This window comes from Kitasatospora indigofera, assembly GCF_014655955.1.
GTDB lineage: Bacteria > Actinomycetota > Actinomycetes > Streptomycetales > Streptomycetaceae > Kitasatospora > Kitasatospora indigofera.
Genome location: NZ_BNBO01000029.1, coordinates 46,231 through 63,872 on the forward strand (window position 1 = coordinate 46,231; position 17,642 = coordinate 63,872).

The following is a 17,642-nucleotide window of genomic DNA, read 5'->3' on the forward strand; positions in this document are numbered from 1 at the left end:
GGTGCTTCGCCGACCGGTGTCCCGTGGCCCGGTGTCCCGTGGCCCGTTGCCCCGTGGGCCGTTGCCCCGTGGGCCGGTGCCTCGCCGGCCGGCGTTCCGTTGACCGGTGTTCCGTTGACCGGTGTTCCGCGCCGATGCTAGAACCGTCTCATCAACATATGCAATAGTCGTTGCACATGTTGCAACCTCGCCGCCCGAGCAGGGTCCGAGGAACAACCGGAGGCACAGGGTGAATCACACGCAGGCAAGCAGCGGCACCACGTACGCGAGCAGCAGCACCGGGCCCGGCATCGACGCCGCCAAGGTCGCCGCGCTCGCCGAGGAGACCCTCGACTGGCGGTTCAAGGCACTGCCGGCCACCGCCCACGGCCTGACCGTGCGCGAGTTCCTCGCCGGCCGGCCCACCCTCGCCGGCCTCGGCACCCCGCTGCTCACCCTCGACGCCGGCGCCCTCGACCACAACCTCACCACCATGGCCCGCTGGTGCGCCGGGGCCGGGGTCGCCCTCGCCCCGCACGGCAAGACCACCATGGCCCCCGCCCTCTGGCAGTCCCAGATCGAGGCCGGCAGCCACGGCATCACCCTGGCCAACCTCCCGCAGCTGCGGGTCGCCCGCGCCTTCGGCGTCGACCGGATCCAGCTCGCCAACACCCTGCTCGACCCGGCCGGCCTCGGCTGGCTCGCCGCCGAACTCGACGCCGACCCCGGCTTCGCCTTCACCTCCTGGGTCGACAGCGCCGACAGCGTCCGGCTGATGGACCAGGCGCTGCGCGCCGCCGGCGCCCGCCGCCCGGTCGAGGTGCTGGTCGAACTCGGCGGCCCCGCCGGACGCACCGGCGCCCGGACGCCGGCCGAGGCCGTCCGGGTCGCCGAGGCCGTGCTCGCCGCACCGACCCTGCACCTGGCCGGCGTCGGCGGCTACGAGGGCGCCCTCGCCCACGACGCCGGCGACGAGGCCCTCGCCACCGTCCGCGGCTACCTGCGCCGGCTCGCCGGACTGCACCGGGCCCTGGCCGGCCGGTACGAGAGCCCGCGGCCGCTGGTCACCGCCGGCGGCAGTGCCTACTTCGACACCGTCGTCGAGGAGTTGAAGCCCCTGGACGACGCCCTGGTGGTCATCCGGGCCGGCGCCTACCTGGCCCACGACGACGGCTTCTACCGCGGCATCTCGCCGCTCGCGCGCGGCGCCGGCACCCCTCTGCGCCCGGCCCTGCACGGCTGGGCCCGGGTGGTCTCCCACCCCGAGCCGGACCTCTCCCTGCTGGACGCCGGCAAGCGCGACCTGCCCTTCGACGAGGGGATGCCCGAGCCGCAGCGCGTCCGCACCGCGTCCGGGGTCGGGAGCCTCGACGGCACCGGGGCGCGGATCCGCCAACTCAACGACCAGCACGCCTTCCTGGTCGGGGCCGGCGAGCGGGCCCCGGTCGGCGCCGTCGTCCGGCTCGGCCTCTCGCACCCCTGCACGGCCTTCGACAAGTGGACGATGATCCCCGTCCTCGACGATGCCGACAGCGCCGAGCCGCGGGTCGTCGGCCTGGTCAGGACGTACTTCTGATGGCCGGGCCCGCGACCCCCGCGCCGGACCTGGTCCTCCGCGGCGCCACCGTGGTGGACGGCAGCGGCGACCCCCGCTACCGCGCCGACGTCCGGGTCACCGACGGCCTGATCGCCGAGATCGGCCGCCCCGACCTGGGCGGCGACCCCCGCGGCGCCCGGACCGTCGACGCCGACGGGCTGGTGCTCGCCCCCGGCTTCATCGACATGCACGCCCACTCCGACCTGCGGCTGCTGGTCGAACCCGAGCACCCGTCCCGGGTCACCCAGGGCGTCACCTGCGAGGTGCTGGGCCAGGACGGCCTCTCCTACGCGCCGGTGGACGACCGCACGCTGCCCGCGCTGCGCCGCCAGATCGCCGGCTGGAACGGTGACCCGGACGGCTTCGACTGGAACTGGCGCGGCGTCGGCGAGTACCTGGACCGCCTCGACCGGGGCATCGCCGTCAACGCCTGCTACCTGGTGCCGCACGGCACCGTCCGGATGCTCGCGATGGGCTGGGACAACCGCCCGCCCACGCCGCTCGAACTCGACCGGATGCGGCACCTGCTCGCCCAGGGGCTGCGGGAGGGCGCGGTCGGCATGTCCAGCGGGCTCACCTACACCCCCGGGATGTACGCCGGCACCGCCGAACTGGTCGCCCTCTGCGAGGTGGTCGCCGCCCACGGCGGCTACCACGCGCCGCACCAGCGCTCCTACGGCGCCGGGGCGTTGGAGGGGTACGCGGAGATGGTGGAGATCGCCCGGGAGTCCGGCTGCCCGCTGCACCTCACCCACGCCACGATGAACTTCGGCGTCAACCAGGGCCGGGCGGGCGAACTGCTGGCCCTCGTCGACCGGGCGATCGCGGACGGCTGCGACCTCACCCTGGACAGCTACCCCTACCTGCCCGGCTCCACCACCCTGGCCGCCCTGCTGCCCAGTTGGGCCACCGAGGGCGGGCCGGACGCCACCCTCGCCCGGCTGGCCGACCCCGCCGCCCGGGAGCGGATCAGGATCGAGGTGGAGGAGAAGGGCAGCGACGGCTGCCACGGCGTGGTCACCGACTGGGCCACCGTCCAGATCTCCGGCGTGGGCAACCAGGGCCTCGCCGCCACCGTCGGGCGGACGGTCGCCGACCTCGCCGCCGAGCGCGGTCGCGGCGGCACCGAGGTCTTCTTCGAGCTGCTGCTGGACGACGGGTTGGCCACCACCATCCTGCAGCACGTCGGCCACGAGGAGAACGTCCGCGCGATCATGGCTCACCCCGCGCACACCGTCGGCAGCGACGGGCTGCTGGTCGGCGCCCGGCCGCACCCCCGGGCCTGGGGCACCTTCGCCCGCTATCTCGGCCACTACAGCCGGGAGTTGGGTGTCCTCACGCTGGAGGAGACGGTCGCCCGGATGACCGGCCGCCCGGCCCGCCGGCTGCGGCTGGACCGGCGCGGACTCATCCGTCCCGGGTACCACGCCGACCTGGTGCTGTTCGACCCCGCCACCGTCCGCGACACCGCCACCTTCGACCGGCCCAGGCTGCCCGCCGCCGGCATCGAGCACGTCTACGTCAACGGCGTCGCCGTGGTCGAGCGGGGCCGCACCACCGGTGCCCTGCCCGGCCGCGCCCTGCGCCGTACCGAACAAGGAGCCCGAGCTCTGTGAGCAGCCCCAGCAACCTCAACGATCTCACTGGCCCCACCAGTGCCACCGGCCCCACCGGTACGGTGCTGGCCGACGCCCGGGCCGCGCTGGCCGCCGACCCGGTGATCGCCGTCGTCCGCGCACCCCGGATACCCGACGCCGCCGCGCTCTGCGCCGCCCTCGCGGCCGGCGGCATCAGCTGGGTCGAATTCACCTACACCACACCGGATGTGACGGACCATCTGCGCAAGGCCGCGACCGCCGGCTGGCGGGTCGGCGTCGGCACCGTGCTGACCGCCGAGCAGGCCGCGCAGGGCGTCGAGGCCGGTGCGTCCTTCCTGGTCACCCCCGGCGTCCGGCCCGAGGTGGCGCACGCCGCGCACGCGGCCGGCGTCCCCGTGGTGCTCGGCGCGCTCACCCCCACCGAGGTCGCGCGGGCGGCGGAGCTGGGCGCCGCCGCCGTGAAGATCTTCCCCGCGAAGGCCTTCGGCCCCGGCTACTTCAAGGACCTGCACGGCCCCTACCCCGGCCTCCCGCTGGTCGCCTCCGGCGGCGTCAACGCGGGCAACGCGGCCGAGTTCCTCGCCCACGGCGCGCTCGCGGTCTGCGCCGGGACGGACGTCGTCCCGCCCGCCGTGGTCGCCGCCGGGGACTGGGCCGAGATCACCCGCCGGGCACGGGCCTTCACCACCGCCTGCCGCCCGAGCTGATCCCGCCGCGTCCGCCGCGTCCGGCGCGCCGCGCGGTGCGCCGGGCGCCGGGCGCGGTCCCGGGCGAACCCCCGGCCGCGCTGTCGCACCGGGCGGCGATGGACGAGAATCCGTAGTCCGGCACCACCCCCGGACCCGGCAGGAGGACCCATCCCCATGACCTCGACCCGCCCCGGCCCCGCCTGGCTGACCGACGCCGTCCTCTACCAGATCTATCCGCAGACCTACGCCGACTCCGACGGCGACGGCATCGGCGACTTCGCCGGCATCACCGACCACCTGGACCACCTCGCCTGGCTCGGCATCGACGCGCTCTGGCTCAACCCGTGCTTCGCCTCCCCGTTCCGCGACGCCGGCTACGACGTCTCCGACTACCTGAGCACGGCGCCCCGTTACGGCGGCACCGACGACCTGGTGGCCCTGGTGGACGCCGCCCGCGCCCGGGGCATCAGGGTCCTGCTCGACCTGGTGGCCGGCCACACCTCCGACCGGCACCCGTGGTTCCTGGCCTCCGCCGGCGACCCGGGGGACCACCGCTACATCTGGTCCGACCGGCCGGCCGAGGGGTTCGTCGCCTCGCCCGGCACCCGGGCCGGCTGGTACCTGCCGAACTTCTTCGACTGCCAGCCCGCCCTCAACTTCGGCTACGCCCGGAGCGACGCGGCGGAGCCGTGGCGCCAGGGCGTGGACGCCGAGGGCCCGCGCGCCAACCGGGCGGCGCTGCGCGAGATCATGGACCACTGGCTGCGGCTCGGCATCGCCGGGTTCCGGGTCGACATGGCCTCCTCCCTGGTCAAGGACGACCCCGGCAAGACCGAGACCGCCAAGCTCTGGACCGAACTGCGGGACGGGCTGGACCGCGACCACCCGCAGGCGGCGCTGTTCGCCGAATGGGGCGACCCGGCCGCGGCCGTAGCGGCCGGGTTCCACGCCGACTTCTTCCTGCAGTTCGGCGGCCCCGACAACGGCCTGCCGCTGCGCTCGCTGTGGAACAACAACGCCGGTACGGTGCACGAGGAGTGGCAGCAGGGCCCGTGCTACTTCGACGCCCGGGCCGAGGGCTCGGCGCGGTACTTCATCGACGCCTGGCGGGCCGCCGCGGACCTCACCGAGGGCGCCGGGCACCTCGCGCTGCCCACCGCGAACCACGACTTCTCACGGCTCTGCACCGGCCCGCGCACCCGGGAGCAGCTCGCCGCCGCGTTCGCCTTCCAGCTCACCTGGCCGACCGTGCCCGCCGTGTACTACGGCGACGAGATCGGCATGCGCTACCTGCCCGGACTGCCCGACACCGAGGGCAGCGTGCTCGGCCCCCGCTACAACCGGGCCGGCTCGCGCACGCCGATGCAGTGGGAGCCCGGCCCGGGGGCGGGCTTCTCCAGCGCCCCCGCCGACCGGTTCTACCTCCCGCTCGACCCCGACCCGGACCGCCCCGACGTGGCCACCCAGCGGGCCGACCCGGACTCCCTGCTCCAGCTGGTCCGGCGGCTGATCGCGCTGCGCCGCGCCCACCCCGCCCTCGGTGCCCACGGCACCGTGGAGGTGCTGCACGACGGCTACCCGCTGGTCCACCTGCGCGGCGGCCGCTACCTGGTCGCCGTCAACCCCGGCCGGGCGCCGGTGGAGCTGCCGCTGCCGCTCGCGGCCCCGGCCGTGGCGGGCGCCCGGGCGCTGGAGGCCAGGGGCGTCGCCGTCGGCGGCGGCGCGCTGCGGGCGGAGGGGTTCTCGTACGGGATCTTCGAGCTCGGCTGAGCCCGCCGGATCCGTCCTGCGGTCCGCCGGTGCGACCGGCCGGTGCGAGACTGACCGGCCGGAAGCGGACGGCGGTCTCGGAGGAGCGGGCGGATGGACGAACAGCGGGCACAGGTGACCTGGGAGCAGCGGTTGCCGCGCTTTCTCCACCCGCCGGTCCTGCTGGACACACCGGGGAGCAGCACGGACCGGGTGGTGACGCCGCGGCTGGCGCTGTTCTTCCTCGCCGCGGCGGCCGTCCTGGTGCCGTGGACGACCTGGTTGTTCCTGACCCTGCCGGCGCGGGAGCAGGCGGAGCGGTGGAACGTCGCCTGGGGCGGCTTCGACGCCCTGCTGGTAGTGGTGTTCGCCGGGGCGGCGGTGCGGATCCTCCGGCTGTCGGTGAAGAGCGCGGCCGTGAACGCGGTGGCCGCCGCGCTGCTGGTGGTCGACGCCTGGTTCGACGTGATGCTGGCACCCGCCGCGGAGCTGCCGGTGGCGCTGCTGATGGCCGGGCTGGTCGAGCTGCCGATGGCGTTCCTCTGCGCGCGGACCTCGCTGCGGGTGCTGTCGTTGATGGAGCAGGCGCGGCCGTACCTGGTGGCGGCCGGGTTCACCGTCCGGCAGGGCCGGCTGGTCCCGCCGGAGGGCTGGGTGCCCGAGGGCCGGGCGCCGGAGGGCCGGGCGCCGGAGGGCCGGGCGCCGGGGCGGCCCGCCGACGTCCCGGGCGACGAATGGTTGTAGACTGCATCTGTAAAGGTTGCATTTGCCAACCTTGGCACACGGTTGCATTTACCACCTACTCGGAGGACCGTCCCGACCATGGCCGCCACCCCGGCCCCAGCACTGGGGCCCTCGCTCAAGCACCTCGCCGTCCACCTGCTCACCCCGTTGCTGATGTGCCTGGGGATGGCCCTCGCCTACCAGGGCGCCTTCCACCAGCCCGAGCCGCACCGCCTCGCGGTCGCCGTCGTCGGCACCACCCCGCAGGCCACCGGACTGGCCGGAGCCGTCCAGGACAAGGCCGGCCCCGCGCTCGACGTACGGACCCTGGCCACCCGGGCCGACGCCGAGCGGCAGCTGCGCGACCGCGAGCTGACCGGCGCCTTCGTCCCGGACCCGAAGAGCCCCGAGCTGATCGTCGCCAGGGCCGGCTCCGACACCTCCGCCATGGCGGCCGAGGCGGTCTTCCGGACGGTCGCCACCCAGCAGGGCGTCCCGCTGACGGTCACCGACCTCGCCCCCACCGCCGCGGGCGACCCGACCGGCCAGGGGCTGTTCTTCCTGCTGGTGACCCTGAGCATCGGCTCGTACGGGAGCGTGGCCGCGATCGGGGCGGCCGGGGCGGGGCTCGGCATGCGGGTACGGGCGCTGGCCGGCCTGGCGACCTCGCTGGTGGTCAGCGTGATCGGGATCGTCACCGCCGGGCCGGTGTTCCACGTCGTCGACCACGACCTCGCGGCCGTCTGGGCGATGGGCTGGCTCTACTCGGCGGGCGTCGTCGCGATCGGGACGGGCCTGCACACCTTCCTGAAGCGGTGGACCACGCTGGCGCTGATGGTGCTGTTCGTGATGCTCAACTTCACCACCTCGGGCGGGATCTACCGGCCGGAGCTGCAGAACGGCTTCTTCGGCGCCCTGCACTCCTTCTGGAACGGCGCGGGCTTCCTGGAGGGCGCCCGCGACGTGCTCTACTTCGGCGGTGGAGCCGGCCTCGGCGGCCGGCTGGCGGCGCTGGCCCTCTGGCTGCTGGCCGGCCTCGCGCTGCTGGCCGGCGCCGGCTGGTACGAGCGGCGCCGGGCGGTGGACGCGACCGCCGGGGCGCGGCCGGTGGAGGCGGCGGCCGAGGAGGAGATGGACGAGGCCGTCGGGGTCTGACCCCACCCTCCCGGCGTGGCCTCCGGGGCCCGGGGCGGCCCCGGCCCCGGCGGCGCCCCGGGGCGGCGGTCAGGCGGGGCGATGGTCGTCGTGGGGCAGCGGTCATGGCGGCTCAGCGGTCGTCGTGGCGCGGCGGTCGTCATGGGGCAGTGGTCATCGCGGGGCCCGCGGCTCCGTCCGCCCCTCTACCAGGCCGGTCAGGCCGTCGAGCAGCGAGCGGAGGCCGAACTCGAACAGCGTGTCGAGGTCCAGGTCGTAGCCGCCCTCGAAGGACTGGACCAGCCTGCTGAACACCGGGTACCGGGGGGAGCTGGTGATGGCGCGGAAGGCGGGCGCCTGCCGGTCCATCCACTCGTCCTCGGAGAGGCCGGTGGCGGCCTCGGCCTGGGCCTCGCGCTCCAGGTTGGCCGCGATGCCCTCGACGTAGCCGTAGAGCAGCACGTGCACGTCGAGCATGGCCCTGGCGTCGAGGCCTCGGCCGTCCAGCGCCCTGAGCGCCCATTCGGCGTGGACCATCAGGTTGGGCAGCAGCAGCGGGCGGGTGAGCGAACCCAGCTGGGCCAGCCAGGGGTGCCGGCGGAACAGCGACCACAGCGTCCGCGCGCTCAGTTCCAGCTGTGCGCGCCACCCCTCCGGCGGGACCGCGGGGTACGCGGCCTCGCCGAACGCGGCGTCGGCCATCAGCAGCAGGAGCTCCTCCTTGCTGCCGACGTACCGGTAGGGGGACATCGCGGCCACGCCCAGCCGGGCCGCGACCCCGCGCATCGACAGCGCGGCGAGCCCTTCGGCATCGGCGATCTCGACGGCGGCCCGGACGATCCGGGCCCGGGTGAGGTCCTGGTCGCCCTCCGGGCCGTCCTGCTTCGCGCCGGTGACCGGGTCCGGGTCCGGGCCCTGGTTCCGGGGCCGGCCCCGGTCGGGGGCCGGGGTGCCGGCGCCCGGCGCCACCACGGTGCCGACCCGGGGGCGGGACTCCACCAGCCCCTCCAGGCTCAGCGTGGTGAGCACCTTGGTGGCGGTGGCCAGGGCCACCCCCCACTCCTCGGCGATCCGCCGGGTCGAGGGCACCCGCTCGCCCGGGGCGAGTTCGCCCTCGGTGATGCGGCGGCGGAGTTCGGCGGCGATGCGCCGGAACGGTGGATCGGTCTCCGGGGTCACGGCGGTGGTCTCCCAAGGAATTTTTTTCGCCCGCGTTTCCGCTCACGCGGGCCCTGTACTAGTGCAGAGGCTAGCAGGGGAGGCGCGTCCGGAGGGCCGGGAAAGTGGCCCCTGAGCTAGTACAGAGCCTGGATCCGGGCGATTGGCAGGGCTGCACGTACGGCGTACATTCAGTTGCGCGTACACCGTACAGAGGAGCTTTCCATGAAGACTGTCCTGATTTCCGGCGGCGGAATCGCCGGGTCCGCCCTGGCCCACTGGCTGCGCCGCCGGGGCTTCGCCCCGACCGTGGTCGAACGGGCGCCCGCCCCGCGGACCGGCGGCCAGACGGTCGACATCCGCGGCGCCGCCCTCACCGTCGTCCGGCGGGCGGGGCTGCTGGACCAGGTGACGGCGCTGCGCACCCGGATGCGCGGGATGTCGGTGCTCGACGCCGACGGCAAGGAGCTCTCGCGCTCCACCGAGGCCACCTTCAGCAGCGGCCGGCTCGACAGCGACGACCTGGAACTGCTGCGCGACGACCTCGTCGGCGTCCTGTACGAAAAGGCCCGCGCCGACGCCGAGTTCGTGTTCGGGGACGCCGTCGCCGCCCTCGACCAGGACGAGCACGGCGTGCAGGTGCTCTTCGAGAGCGGACGACGGAGCCGCTTCGACCTGGTGGTCGGCGCGGACGGCCTGCACTCCGCCGTCCGGCGGCTGGCCTTCGGGCCGACCGAGCAGTACCTCCAGCACCTGGGGATGCACCTGGCCGTCTTCGGGTCCGGCAACTTCCTCGGCCTGGACAACTGGCAGGTCTGGCTCCGGGACGGCTCGGCCGGGTACGGCATCTCCCCGGTGCGCGACAACACCGAGCTGCGGATCACCTTCGGCTTCGAGTCGGGTCCGCTCGACCCCGGCCGGCGCGGCACCGACGCCCAACGGCAGCTGGTCGCCGACCGGATGGCCGGGCTGAGCTGGGAGACGCCGAGGCTGCTGCGCGCCCTATGGGCGGCCCCCGACTTCTACGCCGACGCCATGGCCCGGATCAGCATGCCGAGTTGGTCGGCCGGGCGGGCCGTGCTGCTGGGCGACGCGGGCTACTGCGCGTCCCCGCTGTCCGGGCAGGGCACCAGCCTCGCCCTGGTCGGTGCCTACGTCCTGGCGGACGAGCTGGGCCGCGCCGACGGCGACCACCGGGCCGCGTTCGCCCGCTACGAGCAGCGGATGCGGCCGTTCGTCGACCTCAACCAGGCCCTGGCGACCGAGAATCCGGGCGGGCCGGCCTCCGAGGCCTCGGTCGGGCGCGCCAAGAACGCGATCGTCCTGGACGAATGAACCCCCGGATGAATGGGCCCTGGACGGCCGAGCCCGGACGGCCGGGGCGGGCCGGTGGCCGCCCCGGGCGCCCGGTGGCCGGGGCGGTTCAGCTGCAGAGGGCCGCGTCCACCGCGGCTTCCAGGCGCTCCGTGACGGCGTAGTCGGACGGGATGCCGGTCACCGTGATGTTCGCGGCCCGGCCGTCCTCGGTGGCTCCGCCCCGGGACTCGTACCCCGGGATGTCGCCGCCGTGGCCCCAGTAGACACCGCCGCAGGAGAGCGGCCTGCTGATGATGCCCAGCCCGTAGCCGGCGCCGCTGTCCCCGACGGGCACGGTGGCGCGCATCTGGGCGAGTTGGGCCGCGGGCAGCAGCCGGCCGCCGAGCAGCGCGGTGAAGAACCGGTCGAGGTCGGCGTTGGTGGAGATCATCTGGCCGGCCGCCCAGGCCGGCGAGGGGTCCAGCTCCGTGGCGTCGCGCGGCGGCGCGCCCGCCGCATCCCACCGGTACCCCTGCGGGTGCGGCTCCCGGATCGTCATGTCGCCGGGGGCGGGGAAGTAGGTGTGGCGCAGCCCGATGCGGCGGATCACGCGCCTGTCCACCTCCTCGGCGAGGGGCCGGCCGGTGACCTTCTGGACGATCAGGCCGGCCAGCAGGTAATTCGTGCTGCTGTAGCCGAACTTGGCCCCCGGGGCGAAGTCGGCCTTCTGCCGCAGGGCGATGTCGAGGATGTCGCGGGGTTCCAGGTACCGGTGTTGCAGGATGGCGTCGTCGACGTAGCTCTCGTACTCGGGCAGTCCGCTGGTGTGCTGCAGGAGTTGGCGGACGGTGACGAGGCGTCCGTCGATCCCCTCCCCGCGGACGAGGCCCGGCAGGTAGGTGTCGACCGTGGCGTCGAGGGCGATCCTTCCCTCGCCGACCAGTTGCAGCACGACCACCGCGGTGAAGGTCTTGGTGTTGCTGCCGATCCGCACCTGACCGTCCCCCGGGACCTTCGCACCGGTCGACAGGTCGCCCACCCCCGCGGTGTAGGTCCGGGTGCGGCCGGCCCGGTCCGTGACGCTCGCCAGCGCGGCGGGCAGGCCGTCGTCGCGGACCAGCGCGGTCAGGCGCTGCTGGACGGTGCCGGGCCTCGGGGCGGCCGGCGCGGGGGGCGCCACGACTCCCGCCGTCAGGAGGCCGACGGCCACCGCGGCCGCGAGGGACACGGCCCGTCGTCGGCCGGCCTGTCGGTGCCCGGTGGGGCGGGGCGGGTGTTCGGTCCGGTCGCGCATGGGTCAACTCCTGTGGAGGTCGGGAATCCGGTGCCCGTCCGTGCCGGGCACGGTCGGGCACCGGGACGGGGCGGGCCCGGACGGCCGTCCGGGCGGTGCGCCCTGGGCCGGGGAGGCCCGGCGGAACCGCCGGGCCGGGCACGATCCTGGCTTCCCGGAGGCCTCCCGCACATCGCGGAAAGGCGGGAGAACGCCCTCCCCCGATCGGGGGAGGCCCCCGATGACCTGCCCGGCCATACTGGCGATCATGATCAGGGGACTCCGGCCGCTGCTGCGCGGCTCCACGTACACGGGTGTGCTGTTCGCCTACGCCGGCGCGCTGGCGAGCCTTCCGCTGCTGCCGTTCGCACTGGCGCCGGCGCTGGCCTGGCGATCCGCCCCGGAGGCCGCGCGGATCGTGCTGGTACTGCTGCTCTGGGCCGTACTGACCGGCTCCGTGGGGCTGGCCCGCACCACGCGGCGGGTGCTGGTCGTGGCCGCCCGCCGGCTGCTGAGGGTGCCGTTGCCCGATCCGGTGGCCGGCCGCCTGCGGGCGGGCCCCGCCGGCGGGCCGGCCACGTCGGCCGGTGCCGCGCCGTCCGGTGCCGGCCGCTGGCGGACGCCGCTCTGGCTGCTGGTGCACGTGCTGCTGGGGTGGACCGGGGCGCTGGTGAGCGGCCTGCTGATCCTCCTGGGCCTGAGCCTGCCGGGCGGCCGGCTCGGCGGCCAGGTGGAGCTGACCCTGTCCGGCCGGGCGCTGCGGGTGGACGGCGGCTGGCAGAGCTGGGTGCTGGGACTCGGCTGCCTGCTGCTGGCCGCCGCCGGGTGCGCGGCGGTGACCGGCGCCCTGCGCTGGACGGCGCCCCGGCTGCTCGGGCCTTCCCCGGCCGAGCGACTCGCGCTGGCGGCCGAGCGGGAGCTGCTGCTGGCCGAACGCAACCGCCTGGCACATGAGTTGCACGACTCCATCGGGCACACCCTGACCGCTGCCACCATCCAGGCGGCGGTGGCGGGCGAACTCCTCGCCGCCGACCCGGCGGCCGCCCGGGCCGCCCTGCGCAGCATCGAGGAGTCGGCCCGCGCCGCGCTGGAGGACCTGGACCACGTGCTCGGCGTGCTGCGCGAGGAGCGGCCGGGGACGGCACCGACCCGGACGCTGAGCGACCTGCCCGAGCTGCTGGACCGGTTGCGGCACGCCGGTGCGGTCCTGGAGCCGGACCTGTCGGGCGACTTGGCGCAGGTGCCGGGGACGCTCTCCCGGGCGGCGTACCGGATCCTCCAGGAGGGGCTGACGAACGCCCTGCGGCACGGGGCGGGTGGTCCGATCGAAGTCCGGGTGGCGGCCGGCGCGGACGGGCTGGAGCTTGACGTGGTCAACCGGACCGGCGCGGCTCCCGGCCACGGCCCCGGTGCCTTCCCGACCACCGGGCACGGCCTGCCCGGCCTGGCCGAGCGGGTCCGGCTGCTGCACGGTGAGATCGACTTCGGCCCGGCCGGGCCCCGGCACTGGCGGCTGGCCGTCCGGCTGCCGCTCCGGTTGCCGGCGTGACCGGCCCGGACGGGAGCGGAGGCCTCCCCGCCGCTCCCGCCGCCGGCCCCCCGGACGCCCCCGTCACCCTGCTGATCGCGGACGACGACGAGGTGACCCGCAGTGGGCTGCGCACCCTGCTCTCGGCGCAGCCGGGGATCACGGTGGTCGGGGAGGCCGCCGACGGGGTCGAGGCGGTCGAGCGGGCCCGGTCGCTGCGGCCCGACGTCGTCCTGATGGACGTGCGGATGCCGCGCCGCAACGGGATCGAGGCCACCCGGCTGCTGCTGGCCGGGCCGGCCGGGCCACCGAAGGTCGTGGTGATCACCACCTTCGAGAACGACGGCTACGTGACCGCCGCGCTCGGCGCGGGGGCCTCCGGATTCGTGCTCAAGCGGCTTCCGGTCCGGCAGATCGCGGAGGCCGTGCGGGTGGTGGCGGCGGGCGAGGCGGTGCTCTTCCCCGCGGCGCTGGGCCGGATGGTCGCGGCCCGTCCGCTGGGTTCCGCGCAGGCCCTGCCGCGGGCGGCTCTGACGGGGCGGGAGGAGGAGGTGCTGCGGCTGATGGCCACCGGGCTGTCCAACCCGGAGATCGCCGAGTCGCTCACGGTGAGCCTGGAGACGGTGAAGACGCACGTCGGGAACGTGCTGACCAAGCTCGGTGCGCAGAACCGGACCCATGCGGTGGTGATCGCGTACGAGTCAGGCCTGGTGGTGCCGGGATTCGCCGGCTGACCCGGCCTGCCGCCTGCCGCCTGCCGCTTGCCCGCCGCCCGCCGTCCGCCTGCCCGCCGCCGCCAGGGCGCGCGGGCGGGGGCTACCCGCTCAGGCCGGTGATGACGTCCATCGCCGAGCGGGGCGCCCTGCCGAGCAGGGCGCGGAGGTCGCCGCCGGTCCGGTCCAGGAAGCCCGCCGCGACGGCGGAGCAGGTGCCGAGCACCATCGGCACCTGGAAGGGCGCGGCGCCGGAGGCGGTCAGGCGTTCGCGGGCCAGGGCCAGCGGCTCGGACTCGTAGACGACACCCGGGCCGTGGGCGCGGGCGAGGTCCTCGCCGCCGAGGGCCTCTTCGCCGACCAGCTCGTAGGTGCGCCCCGCGTGCGCGGCCGGCGCGAGGACGACGGCCGCCGCGGCGTCCGCGAGGTCCGCGCGGGCCACCGCGGCCAGCCGGCCCCGGCCCAGCGGGGCGGTCAGCCTGCCGTCCGGGGCCGGCGCGGCGAGCTGTCCCAGCAGTTCGGCGTACAGGCCGTTGCGCAGGATCGTCCAGTCCGCCGAGCCCTCGCGCAGCCGGCGCTCGGTCCACCGGTGGGGGAGGGCGTAGGGCAGGTGGTCGCCGTCGCCGGTCAGGCTGGTGTAGACGATGTGCCGCACGCCGGCCCGCTCGGCCGCGTCGACGGCCGCCCCGTGGCGGGCGATCACGGTGTCGTCCTCGCCGTAGCCGGCGGAGACCAGCAGCAGGACGTCCACCCCGGCGAAGGCGCCGGCGAGGGTGTCCGGCACGTCGAAGTCGAGCGGGCGGACGGGCAGCGGCACCCGGACGCGCTCGGGCGCGCGGGTGCCGAGGACGACGTCGCCCTGCCCGGCCAGCCGCTCGGCGACGAGGGTGCCGAGGCCGCCGGTGGCGCCGGTGAGGAGGATCAAGACGTGCTCCCTGCGGGGTAGGTTCTCTTCGGTGACCAGCACCATCCTGCGGATCCGCGTCGCCGGGCATAAGGAGGCACTTGCATGTCGGTAGGGCACACGGGGATAACCACCGGGCCCGTGGTCAGCTGCGAGGAGCACGTGGACTGCGGCATCCGCGACGTCCTGGACCGGATCGGCGACAAGTGGTCCGTCCTGGTCGTCGTCGAACTGGCCCAGGGCATGCGCCGGTTCCGCGGGCTGCAGCGCGCCGTCCCGGGGATCTCCCAGCGGATGCTGACGCTCACCGTGCGCCGGTTGGAGCGGGACGGGCTGCTCACCCGGACCGTCCACCCGACCGTTCCGCCCCAGGTCGAGTACGAGCTGACGCCGATGGGGCACAGCCTGACCCACCTGGTCCGGGCGCTCGCCGACTGGTCGCTGGAGCACCGGGACGCCATCGCGTCGGCCCGCCAGGAGTGGGACGGGGCGAACCCCGGTTCCGGGATCCGCTGACGGGCCGCCGGCCGCACGGACGGACGGGGGCGGCACGGGGAGCGGTCGTCAGGAGTCCAGCCAGGCGGTGAGCTCCTCGGTGTGCTCGCCCAGGCGCGGCGGCCGGCGGACGTAGCGGGGCGGGGTGCGGGAGAGGCCGATCGGATTGGCCACCAGGTCCAGCGGGCCCCGGTCGCCGGCCACGGTGGCGCGCGGCGACAGGCCCAGCGACTCGGCCAGGCCGAAGGCGCCCGCCAGGTCGTTCACCGGGCCGCAGGGCACGCCGAGCGGGGTGAGCAGGTCGAACCACTCGGCGGCGGTCCGGCCGGCCAGCAGGGCGGAGAGCGCGGCGGCCAGTTCGGCCACGTGCGCGACCCGGTCGGTGTTGGTGGCGAACCGCCGGTCCCGGGCGAGGCCGGGGGCGGCCAGCCCCTGGCACAGCGCGGCGAACTGACGGTCGTTGCCGACCGCGATCACCAGCTGCCGGTCGGCGGCCTCGAACACCTCGTACGGGGCGATCGACGGGTGCCGGTTGCCGAGGATCCCGGGCACCGCGCCCGCCAGCGTGTACCCGGCGGCCTGGTTCACCATGCTCGACAGCAGCGAGGTGAGCAGGTTGACCTCGACGTGCTGGCCCTCGCCGGTCGTCTCCCGCTCGCGCAGCGCGGCCAGCACCCCCACGGCGGCGTGCAGGCCGGTCAGCACGTCCACCAGCGCCACACCGGCCTTCACCGGCTCGCCCGGGCCCGGTCCGGTGACGCTCATCAGGCCGCCCACGGCCTGCACCAGCAGGTCGTACCCGGGCAGCGCGGCGCCCGGGCCGGGGCCGAACCCGCTCAGCGAGCAGTACACCAGGCCGGGGTTGAGGGCGTGCGCCCGCTCGTACCCGAGGCCGTGCCGCGCCATCGTGCCGGGCCGGAAGTTCTCGAACAACACGTCCGCACGGCGGACGAGTTCGACCGCGCGGACGTGGTCGGCGGGCTCCCGCAGGTCGAGCGTCAGCGATCGCTTGTTGCGGTTCACCGAGAGGAAGTACGTCGCCTCGCCCTGGGCGTGCGGCGGCCCCCAGGCCCGGGTGTCGTCGCCGCCCCCCGGCCGCTCGACCTTCACCACGTCCGCCCCGAGGTCGGCCAGCAGCATGGTGGCGTACGGCGCGGCCAGCACCTGGCCGAAGTCGGCGACCAGGACGCCCGACAGCGGCTGACCACCGCCGGCGCCCGTCGGCGGCACGCCGTCCCCGGCGCTCATCGGCGGCCGCCCGGCCGCCGACCGGTCACCGGCGGCTGTCCGGTCACCGGTGGCCCGGCCGGCCCCGCGGTCGTCGCTGTGCTCCGCTGCATGACACCCTCCCAAGCTCCGTACCTGACGCACCGGCCGCCGCCGGGTGCGGCGCCGGCCGGGACCGGCTCCGGGCGGGAACGGTCCGTGCCGAACATTGTGGAGCCGCGCGGGCGCGGGGACGGTGGACGCGGTGTCCTGGCGTCGGGGTGTCGCCAGGACACCGCGTCGGCACGGGTGGGTGCCGGGCCGGTCCGGCCGGGTGCCGGGCCGTCAGTCGCGGTCTCCCGGGTAGCGCAGGCCGATCCGGCGGCGGACGGTGTCCAGCGTGGCCATCACGGCCAGCGTCCCGTCCAACGGGACGAGCGGCGACTCGACCGCCCCCGCCCGCAGGCAGCGCATCACCTCCGCCGCCTCGTACCGGTAGCCGTGCCCGGCCTCGCGCGGGAACCGGAACTCCTCCGGCTCGTGCCCGCGGCGGTGCAGCACGAAGGAGTCGGGCCGGTAGAAGTCGCGGGGGATCTCGATCCGGCCCAGCGTGCCGCCGATCTCGGCCCGCTGCGCACCGTCCGAGACGATCGAGCAGGACAGCACGGCGTGCGCCCCGCCCGGGTGCCCGAGCACGATGCCGGTGTTGTCGTCCACGCCGTCGGCGGCGATCCGCCCCCAGGCCTGGACGCTGTCCGGCGCGCCCAGCAGCAGCTGGGCGAAGGCCAGCGGGTAGACGCCGATGTCCAGCAGCGCGCCGCCGCCGGCGCCCGGGTCGCGCAGCCGCCCGCTCCCGCCGGGATCCGCGGTGAACGCGAACTCCGCCTGGACGGTGCGGACGTCACCGATCGCGCCGTCGTCGATCAATTGGGTCAGCCGGCGGACGGCCGGGTCCAGGTAGGTCCACATCGCCTCCATCAGGAAGACCCGGTGCTCGCGGGCCAGCCGTACCAGGTCCTGCGCCTCGGGCAGGTTGAGGGTGAACGGCTTCTCGCAGAGCACCGGCTTGCCGGCCGCCAGCAGGAGGGCGGTGGCGGCGTGGTGCTGGGCGTGCGGGGTGGCCACGTAGACGACGTCGATCTCCGGGTCCTTGGCCAGCTGCTCCCAACTGCCGTACGCCCGGGGGATGTCATGGCGCTCGGCGAAGCGCCGGGCGGACTCCTCGGTACGGGAGGCGACCGCGGTGAGGCGGGCGTCCGGGAGCAGTGCGAGGTCCTCGGCGAAGGCGGTGGCGATGGCGCCGGTGGCGAGGATGCCCCAGCGGACCGGCGCGGTCGCGGTTGCGGGGGCGGCGGGGGTGCTGGGGGCGCTGCGGGGGGTGGGGGCGGTCATGGGGCCCGTTCTGGTCGGGGCGGCCGCTCGGTGCGGTCTGCGTGTCCGTATCGGAGCATATGGGAGCGCTCCCACAGAATGGCCCCGGGGGCCGACCGGGCCTGCCCGGAAGGGCCGGGGACGCCGGACTCCGGGATGCCCGGCTCCCGGGACGCCCGGAGCCGCCCGGCGGGCGGTCGGGAGCGGCCGAAATTCCGTTGTCCCCGCC

General features: G+C 75.6%; 15 protein-coding genes. 10 read left to right on the plus strand and 5 right to left on the minus strand.

The features are described from left to right. Window positions 1–229: 229 nt before the first annotated feature. From IE329_RS23395 to IE329_RS23420, 6 genes are all read left to right on the plus strand, one after another. On the plus strand, window positions 230–1,555 hold the full coding sequence (locus tag IE329_RS23395; RefSeq protein WP_190212924.1) for an alanine racemase: 1,326 nt from the start codon (window positions 230–232) through the stop codon (window positions 1,553–1,555). Continuing rightward, window positions 1,555–3,192, plus strand: a complete 1,638-nt coding sequence (locus tag IE329_RS23400) for an N-acyl-D-amino-acid deacylase family protein (protein WP_190212925.1) — start codon at window positions 1,555–1,557, stop codon at window positions 3,190–3,192. The genes IE329_RS23395 and IE329_RS23400 overlap by 1 nt, the downstream gene beginning before the upstream one ends. Continuing rightward, on the plus strand, window positions 3,189–3,881 hold the full coding sequence (locus IE329_RS23405) for a bifunctional 4-hydroxy-2-oxoglutarate aldolase/2-dehydro-3-deoxy-phosphogluconate aldolase (RefSeq protein ID WP_229927691.1): 693 nt from the start codon (window positions 3,189–3,191) through the stop codon (window positions 3,879–3,881). The genes IE329_RS23400 and IE329_RS23405 overlap by 4 nt, the downstream gene beginning before the upstream one ends. Before the next feature lie 156 nt (window positions 3,882–4,037). Next, complete coding sequence (locus IE329_RS23410) at window positions 4,038–5,633, plus strand: alpha-amylase family glycosyl hydrolase (protein WP_190212926.1); 1,596 nt, start codon at window positions 4,038–4,040, stop codon at window positions 5,631–5,633. A 93-nt stretch (window positions 5,634–5,726) separates the two neighbouring features. Then, on the plus strand, window positions 5,727–6,356 hold the full coding sequence (locus IE329_RS23415; RefSeq protein ID WP_190212927.1) for a hypothetical protein: 630 nt from the start codon (window positions 5,727–5,729) through the stop codon (window positions 6,354–6,356). Between the two features lie 78 nt (window positions 6,357–6,434). Continuing rightward, window positions 6,435–7,490: an ABC-2 transporter permease gene (locus IE329_RS23420; RefSeq protein WP_190212928.1), complete on the plus strand. Its 1,056-nt coding sequence runs from the start codon at window positions 6,435–6,437 to the stop codon at window positions 7,488–7,490. A gap of 153 nt (window positions 7,491–7,643) precedes the next feature. On the opposite strand, the gene IE329_RS23425 is transcribed toward IE329_RS23420, so the two are convergent. After that, window positions 7,644–8,648, minus strand: a complete 1,005-nt coding sequence (locus tag IE329_RS23425) for a TetR/AcrR family transcriptional regulator C-terminal domain-containing protein (RefSeq protein WP_190212929.1) — start codon at window positions 8,646–8,648, stop codon at window positions 7,644–7,646. 204 nt (window positions 8,649–8,852) lie between these two features. Here IE329_RS23425 and IE329_RS23430 point away from each other — a divergent pair, with 204 nt between their 5' ends. Further along, window positions 8,853–9,962: an FAD-dependent monooxygenase gene (locus IE329_RS23430; RefSeq protein WP_190212930.1), complete on the plus strand. Its 1,110-nt coding sequence runs from the start codon at window positions 8,853–8,855 to the stop codon at window positions 9,960–9,962. Between the two features lie 88 nt (window positions 9,963–10,050). Here IE329_RS23430 and IE329_RS23435 read toward each other — a convergent pair whose 3' ends face one another. Then, window positions 10,051–11,217, minus strand: a complete 1,167-nt coding sequence (locus tag IE329_RS23435; protein ID WP_190212931.1) for a serine hydrolase domain-containing protein — start codon at window positions 11,215–11,217, stop codon at window positions 10,051–10,053. Between the two features lie 247 nt (window positions 11,218–11,464). Here IE329_RS23435 and IE329_RS23440 point away from each other — a divergent pair, with 247 nt between their 5' ends. After that, the gene (locus tag IE329_RS23440) at window positions 11,465–12,745 is read left to right on the plus strand and encodes a sensor histidine kinase (protein ID WP_190212932.1); all 1,281 of its coding nucleotides are present in this window, start codon (window positions 11,465–11,467) and stop codon (window positions 12,743–12,745) included. Next, window positions 12,742–13,458: a response regulator transcription factor gene (locus IE329_RS23445; RefSeq protein ID WP_373311263.1), complete on the plus strand. Its 717-nt coding sequence runs from the start codon at window positions 12,742–12,744 to the stop codon at window positions 13,456–13,458. Before IE329_RS23440 ends, IE329_RS23445 begins: the two co-directional genes overlap by 4 nt. A gap of 82 nt (window positions 13,459–13,540) precedes the next feature. On the opposite strand, the gene IE329_RS23450 is transcribed toward IE329_RS23445, so the two are convergent. Further along, on the minus strand, window positions 13,541–14,362 hold the full coding sequence (locus IE329_RS23450; RefSeq protein ID WP_190212933.1) for an NAD(P)H-binding protein: 822 nt from the start codon (window positions 14,360–14,362) through the stop codon (window positions 13,541–13,543). Between the two features lie 84 nt (window positions 14,363–14,446). Between IE329_RS23450 and IE329_RS23455 the strand changes: the two genes are divergently transcribed. Beyond that, window positions 14,447–14,857: a winged helix-turn-helix transcriptional regulator gene (locus IE329_RS23455; protein WP_190212934.1), complete on the plus strand. Its 411-nt coding sequence runs from the start codon at window positions 14,447–14,449 to the stop codon at window positions 14,855–14,857. A gap of 48 nt (window positions 14,858–14,905) precedes the next feature. Here IE329_RS23455 and IE329_RS23460 read toward each other — a convergent pair whose 3' ends face one another. Both IE329_RS23460 and IE329_RS23465 read right to left on the minus strand, forming a co-directional pair. Beyond that, window positions 14,906–16,084 carry a CaiB/BaiF CoA transferase family protein gene (locus tag IE329_RS23460; RefSeq protein WP_190212935.1) on the minus strand — a complete coding sequence of 393 codons (1,179 nt, stop codon included), beginning with the start codon at window positions 16,082–16,084 and terminating at the stop codon, window positions 14,906–14,908. A 303-nt stretch (window positions 16,085–16,387) separates the two neighbouring features. Beyond that, window positions 16,388–17,434, minus strand: coding sequence for a Gfo/Idh/MocA family protein (locus IE329_RS23465; RefSeq protein WP_190212936.1), 1,047 nt, complete (start codon window positions 17,432–17,434; stop codon window positions 16,388–16,390). Between the last annotated feature and the right edge of the window lie 208 nt (window positions 17,435–17,642).

Coding starts and splice junctions, on each gene's coding strand:
- IE329_RS23400 (WP_190212925.1), top strand. CDS start 1,555: ATGGCCGGGCCCGCGACCCCCGCGCCGGACCTGGTCCTCCGCGGCGCC.
- IE329_RS23410 (WP_190212926.1), top strand. CDS start 4,038: ATGACCTCGACCCGCCCCGGCCCCGCCTGGCTGACCGACGCCGTCCTC.
- IE329_RS23415 (WP_190212927.1), top strand. CDS start 5,727: ATGGACGAACAGCGGGCACAGGTGACCTGGGAGCAGCGGTTGCCGCGC.
- IE329_RS23420 (WP_190212928.1), top strand. CDS start 6,435: ATGGCCGCCACCCCGGCCCCAGCACTGGGGCCCTCGCTCAAGCACCTC.
- IE329_RS23430 (WP_190212930.1), top strand. CDS start 8,853: ATGAAGACTGTCCTGATTTCCGGCGGCGGAATCGCCGGGTCCGCCCTG.
- IE329_RS23435 (WP_190212931.1), bottom strand. CDS start 11,217: ATGCGCGACCGGACCGAACACCCGCCCCGCCCCACCGGGCACCGACAG.
- IE329_RS23440 (WP_190212932.1), top strand. CDS start 11,465: ATGATCAGGGGACTCCGGCCGCTGCTGCGCGGCTCCACGTACACGGGT.
- IE329_RS23455 (WP_190212934.1), top strand. CDS start 14,447: ATGTCGGTAGGGCACACGGGGATAACCACCGGGCCCGTGGTCAGCTGC.
- IE329_RS23460 (WP_190212935.1), bottom strand. CDS start 16,084: ATGAGCGCCGGGGACGGCGTGCCGCCGACGGGCGCCGGCGGTGGTCAG.
- IE329_RS23465 (WP_190212936.1), bottom strand. CDS start 17,434: ATGACCGCCCCCACCCCCCGCAGCGCCCCCAGCACCCCCGCCGCCCCC.